This is a genomic window from Actinosynnema sp. NPDC023658, assembly GCF_040639995.1.
Classification (GTDB): domain Bacteria; phylum Actinomycetota; class Actinomycetes; order Mycobacteriales; family Pseudonocardiaceae; genus Actinosynnema.
The window spans coordinates 1-6253 of record NZ_JBFAAX010000341.1; the positions used below are offsets into that span (position 1 = coordinate 1).

3 protein-coding genes are annotated in these 6253 nt (G+C 71.5%); 1 reads left to right on the forward strand and 2 read right to left on the reverse strand.

Annotated features, from left to right (window positions below; translation table 11 throughout):
- Positions 1–22: 22 nt before the first annotated feature.
- Both AB0G02_RS25835 and AB0G02_RS25840 read right to left on the reverse strand, forming a co-directional pair.
- Positions 23–2842 (reverse strand): AbfB domain-containing protein, encoded by a 2820-nt coding sequence (locus AB0G02_RS25835; protein WP_360798268.1) that lies wholly within the window; start codon positions 2840–2842, stop codon positions 23–25.
- Positions 2843–2904: 62 nt separating this feature from the next.
- Positions 2905–4818, reverse strand: coding sequence for a family 43 glycosylhydrolase (locus AB0G02_RS25840; protein WP_360798270.1), 1914 nt, complete (start codon positions 4816–4818; stop codon positions 2905–2907).
- A gap of 582 nt (positions 4819–5400) precedes the next feature.
- Here AB0G02_RS25840 and asnB point away from each other — a divergent pair.
- Positions 5401–6253 (forward strand): asparagine synthase (glutamine-hydrolyzing) (gene asnB, locus AB0G02_RS25845; RefSeq protein ID WP_360798272.1); only part of this gene is annotated, 853 nt, incomplete at its 3' end.

Sequence of the window (6253 nt, forward strand, 5' to 3'; positions counted from 1 at the left end):
GCCGGCGCGGCCGGTGACGGTGTCAGGGCGCCCAGGGTGCGGCCAGGGTCCAACTGCTGTCCGCGGTGAGGGTCTGGGGCCGGTTGAAGCCCGTGTCCTCGCCCGAGGCGATGTGGACCTGCGAGTCGTGGTGCCGCAGGAACCACCCCGGTTCGTCGAGCGACTCGAACGTCACCCCGGTGCCGCCCAGGCCCGGTCGGGTGCAGAACGTGGCGTCGGCCCGCAGCAGCGCCGACCCGTCGTCGGGCGAGTTGCGCACCCGGCTGTCGGCGTGCCGCAGGAACTGGCCGGGGAAGTTCACCGACTCGAACGAGTAGCAGGACGAGTCGGCCAGGCCGCGCCGGACGGTGTACGTGGCGTCGGCCTTGAGCAGCGCGCTGCTGCCGCTGGTGACGACCTCCGTGTACGCCAGGCCGTCGGCGTGCCGCAGGTACCGGTCGGTGTAGCCCCACGTCGTCACCCGCAACGACTGGCGCACGTTCGTGGCCAGCGGCACGGAGCTGCGCCACAGCGCCGGGTCGGCCGTGTTCCAGGTGGCGTCGGCGGTGAAGCCGGTCGCGGTGTCCCAGGCGTTCGGCCCACCGCTGCGGGCGAGGTACGCGCCCTCGGCGTAGTGGCGCAGGTACGAGCCCGGGAAGTTCAGCGACTCGAACGACGTGCCGCCCGCGGCCAGGCCGGGTCGCGGGCACCAGGTGGCGTCCGCGGCGAACGAGCCGCCGGTGTTCGCGTCCAGCCGCACGCGGCTGTCGGCGTGCCGCAGGTAGCGGCCCGGCGAGTTGACCGACTCGAACGAGTGGCAGCGCGCGTCCGCGAACCCGGTGACGGTCCGGAAGGAGGCGTCCTGGCGGGCGCCGTCCGCGCTGCCCGTGCCGATCACGTCGGTGCGCGCGGTGGAGTCGGCGTGCCGCAGGTACCGGTCGGTGTAGCCGGGCGTGGTGACCCGGAACGACCGGACGTGGTCGAGGGTGAGGTGGACCGGCGCGTTGAGGTTGCGGGAGGCGTCGACCAGCGCGGTGTGCGCGGCGCGGACCTGGCCGGTGTCGACCTTCTGCACCCGCCGGTCGTAGGTGAGCAGGCCGTTGTACTCGCCCTCGACGTCGGTGATCTCCGTGTAGACGTAGGCGGAGACGCCCTTCGTGGTCATCAGCTGCCGCACGTCGCGGACCATGCCGGTGTAGCGGTCGTTGAGCTGGGCGGTGCCCGTCACCTGCTCGTAGGCGAAGAACTCGCCGTTCGGGCTGTGCTCGTGGCCGGGGTTGCGCAGCCCGATGCCGCCGAACTCCCCGAGGACCGACACCCGGGTCGTCGAGGGACGCGGCGCGTCCGGCCCGGTGTAGACGTGCCAGTCGACGATGTCGCCGGTGCCGGGGTCGCCCTTGGAAGCGCAGCAGTTGTAACCGCTGTGCGCGTCCACCAGCCGGGTCGGGTCGTGGTTCTTCAACGCGGTGGTGACGCGCCGGGTGTCGGCGAGGCTCCACTCGCCCCAGCCCTCGTTGAACGGCACGTAGGTGATGACGGCGGGTGAGAACCGGTGCTCGTCGACGATCTCGCGGGCCTCGGTCTCGAACTCGGCGGTCTGCGCCGGCGTGCGGTCGGCGTCGAACGCCGGCGTGGACGGGATGTCCTGCCAGACCAGCAGGCCGAGCCGGTCGGCGTGGTAGTACCACCGGGCGGGTTCGACCTTGATGTGCTTGCGCACCATGGTGAAGCCCAGGTCCTTGTGCTTCCGGATGTCCGAGGCCAGCGCGTCGTCGGTGGGCGCGGTGTACAGGCCGTCCGGCCAGAACCCCTGGTCCAGCGTGCCGATCTGGAACACGAACTCGCCGTTGAGGGTCGGCCGCAGGACGCCGTCGACCACCTTCTTGCCGACCTCGCGCATCCCGAAGTAGCCCACCACCCGGTCGACGGTGGCGCCGGAGCCGTTGCGCAGCGAGACGCGCAGGTCGTACAGGTACGGGTCGTCCGGCGACCACCGCCGGGCGTCGGGCACCGGCACGGAGAACTCGGTGAAGCCACCGGTGGCGCTGCCCACGACGGTCGTGCCGGACACCGCCTCGGCCAGCACGGTGTGGCCGGTGACGTCGCCGCGGGTGAAGACCCTGACCCGGGCGGTGTTGTTCGACAGGTTGGGGTAGACGTCGACCGAGAAGATCGAGGACGCGGGCGTGGGTTCGAGCCAGACGGTCTGCCAGATGCCCGACGACGGCGTGTAGAAGATGCCGGCGGGGTTGTTCGTCTGCTTGCCGACGGGCTGCTTCTCACCGCGGCCGTCGGTCGGGTCGTAGGCGCGCACGACGATCTCGTTCGTGCCGCCGTTGAGCTGGGCCGTGATGTCGACCTCGAACCGGTCGTAACCGCCCTTGTGGGTGGTGACCTGGGTGCCGTTGACCCAGACCGCGGCCTCGTAGTCGACCGCGCCGAAGTGCAGCTGCACGCGTCGGCCGCCCCAGGACTGCGGGACGGTGAACGTGCGCCGGTAGAACATCAGGTCGCGGTTGTCGTTGCGCATGATGCCCGACAGCGCCGACTCGATCGGGTAGGGCACCAGGACGCGCTCGGGCAGGGTCTGGCCGAGCGGGGGCGCCGCGTACCGGTCGACGTTGCCCGCGCCGTCGGTGGCCGGGTTGAGGAACTGCCACTCGCCGTTGAGCGACTGCCAGTCCGGCCGGGTCATCTGCGGGCGCGGGTACTCCGGCAGGGGGTTGGTCGTGGAGACCTGGGAGGTCCACGGCGTGGTCAGCGGCGGGGTCTTCGGCACGACGGCGGCCGACGCGGGCACGGTGGCGACGAGACCACCGAGCACCGCCAGCACGACCGCCGCGGGGGCGAGGAGGCGGTGCATCGGACTCCTTCGGAGGGCCGGGGTCGCGGTCGGGCGGCGACCGGGTCGCCTCGGGGCGGCGCTCACCCGAACACCCGGAGCTCGTAGACGCGGGTGGCGTTGTCGCCGGCGTTCGTGGGAGCGCTGACGTCGAGTCGGACGTAGCGGCCGGACACCCCCGACACCGGGTGCACGGTGGTGGCCGCGCTGTTGTCGGTGACCTGGACGACCCGCCGCCAGGTCGTGCCGTCGTCGGACACCGAGAGCGTGAACGCCTTGGTGTTGAGGGCGGCCTGCTCACCGCCCGCCTGGGCGTGGGCGACCTCGAACCGGCCGATGGTCCGGGTGGCGCCGAGGTCGACCCGCAGCCACGCGCCGGACGCGGACGAGCAGAACTTGTCGGCGTTGCCGCCGTTCACCGTGCCGTTGACCGCCTTCTCGGGTCCTTCGGACGCGGCGCAGGACGGCGACCCGGTGGCCGGGCGGCCCTGGGCCAGGTTCACGCCGCCCGCGGTGGCCGGGTCCACGGCCAGCTCGTCGAACGCCGCGGCGGCGTTGAACACCCGCACGCCGTTCGCGCCGCTGCTGTGGGTGGCGTCGGTGACGCTGATCTTCGGGGTGGACAGGTCGTCCGCGAACACCTTGATCGACGTGCCGACGGCGGTGACCCGAAGGTGGTGCGCGGCACCGGCGGTGGTCGTCGCGGAGCCCAGCTCGGTCCAGGAGTTGTCCGCCCGCCCGAGCACGACCCGACCGGCCGCCGTGACGCCCGCGTAGTAGCCGGCGTAGGAGTCAGCGCCCACCGCCGGCCTGGTGGCGCGGAAGACGAGGCCGGCGTCGCCGCCGCCCGAGGTGATCGTGACGTCGGCGTCCTGGGTGAAGTCCGCGAAGTTGTTGTCCAGCAACGCCTTCCCACCGGCCGACGAGCCCGCGCGGTACTGCCCGGCGGTGGCCGTCCAGGTGCCGCCGTAGGTCTTCCAGCCCAGCGCGTTGTCGTCCGCGAAATTGTCGCGGACCCGCATGGCGACGCGCTGGATCGTGCCGTCGGGGTTGAAGCGCATCCGGTCGTAGGCGAGCTGGCGGTGGTTGCCGTCGGTCTCGCTCAACGGCCGGCGGTGGTAGACGATGTACCACGTGTCGGTGCCCGGCACGTTCAGCACGGAGTTGTGGCCCGAGCCGCGCGCGATCGCCGGGTCCTGCGCGAGCACCTTGTCCAGCTTGGCGAACGGCCCGGTCGGGGAGTCGGCCACGGCGTAGGACACGGAGTAGTCCGGGCCGGTCCAGCCGCCTTCGGACCACATCAGGTAGTACCTGCCGTTCCGCTTGAACATCTGCGGGCCCTCGACATAACCGGACGGCGTGATCTCCTTGTAGGTGCTGCCGTCCGGGAAGGTGCCGAGGCTGGTCATGTCCGAGTTGAGCCTGGCGACGTTGGCGTGGCCGTGACCGCCGTAGTACAGGTAGGCCTGACCGTCGTCGTCGATGAAGACGTCCTGGTCGATCGGTTGCGCGCCGTTGTGGTACTGCCCGATGAGCGGCCTGCCGAGGGCGTCGCGGTACGGGCCCTCGGGGCGGTCGGCCACGGCCACGCCGATGCCGCCGAGCTGGGAGTCGTCCTGGATGTCGTTGGCGGCGAAGTACAGGTAGTACCTGCCGTTGCGGGTGATCGGCGCCGGCGCCCACACCGCGCGGTTCGCCCACGGGACGTTCGCCGTGGTGAGCACGTCGGGGTGCTTGGTCCAGTGGACGAGGTCGGTGGAGGAGAACGCGTCGAGGTAGGTCTGCTCGGCGTAGGTCTTCGAGGTCGTCGGATACACCCAGTACCGGTCGCCGTACACGGCGACGTCCGGGTCGGCGTACCAGCCGTCGACGAACGGGTTGCCGGCCACGGCGGTCGGCAGGTCGGGGGCCGCGGCCGTGGCGGCCGGTGGTGCGGCGAGGAGTCCGCCGGCGAGCAGGGCGAGGGCGGTGGCGAGCCTGGGCAGGGAAGCGGTCATCGTCGGCAGCTCCAAGGCGGTGCGCGCGGGCAGGGGTCGGGCGGCGCTTCAGCTAGGGCGGACCTGGGTTTCGGGTTTCCTCACACCTCCGATCCGGTGCGGGTGCCGGCGCGGACGACCTGCGGCATGGGCGCTCCTCCTCCGGGTGTGCGTGACGCACGCCACGAAAAGCTTCTTACATCGTTGATACAACGTTGTAAAGGCGTCGACCGCCTGGTTGGCACCCGGTGGGCCGCAGGACCGGACCCCCGAGCGAGCACCGCGACGCGTGATGCAGGTGGCAGCCGGCGCCGGATGCGACAGCGGGCAGCGGGCAGCCGGACAGCTCGGCTGCGGGCAGGGCGGCGGGTGCGGGGTGCGGGGTGCGGGGTGCGGGCTAACGGCCCGACCTCTGCGGGGTCGGCGGGTGGGCGGCGGGGCAAGTCCGCAGGTGGAGGGCCTTCGGAGCCGAATGGCCGATACACCCATCGGACTTCCGTATGCGACCGCGCGGGTGTGACGGCGTTATGGTCCGTAGGGACCGTTCCCGATCACGACTTCCGTGCGGGCGGCAACCTCTCCGAGTCCACAGGAGGCTTCTGAATGTGCGGAATCACCGGTTGGGTCTCGTTCGACCGCGACCTCACCCGTGAGCGGGAGACGATCGACGCGATGACGCAGACCATGGCGTGTCGCGGTCCGGACGCCTCCGGCACGTGGGTGCAGCAGCACGTCGCGCTCGGCCACCGGAGGTTGGCGGTCATCGACCTGCCGGGCGGTGTGCAGCCGATGACGGTGCAGACGCCGAACGGGGACGTGTCGCTGGTCTACAGCGGTGAGGCCTACAACTTCGTCGAGTTACGCGACGAGCTGGTCAAGCACGGCGAGCGGTTCACCACCTCCAGCGACACCGAGGTGGTGCTGCGCGGGTACCTGCGCTGGGGCGTCGAGGTGGCCGACCGGCTCAACGGGATGTACGCGTTCGCGATCTGGGACGGTCGCGAGCGGAAGCTGGTGATGATCCGCGACCGCCTCGGGATCAAGCCGTTCTACTTCTACCGCACGCCCGACGGGGTGCTGTTCGGCTCGGAGCCGAAGGCGATCCTGGCCAACCCGATGGTCAAGCGGGTGGTGGACGCGGACGGCCTGCGCGAGGCGCTGTCGTACGCGTTCACGCCGAGGCACGCGATCTGGTCCGGCATGGAGCAGGTCGAACCGGGCACCGTGGTGACCGTCGACGCCGAGGGCGTGCGCGAGCGCACCTACTGGCGCTTGGAGACCCGCCCGCACACCGACGACGTGGAGACCACGGTCGGGCGCGTCCGCGAGCTGCTGGACGACACCGTGCGCCGCCAGCTCGTCGCGGACGTGCCGCGGTGCGTCCTGCTGTCGGGCGGGTTGGACTCGGCGACGCTGACCGCGTTGGCCGCGGCCAACCTGGGCGAGGAGCGGGTGC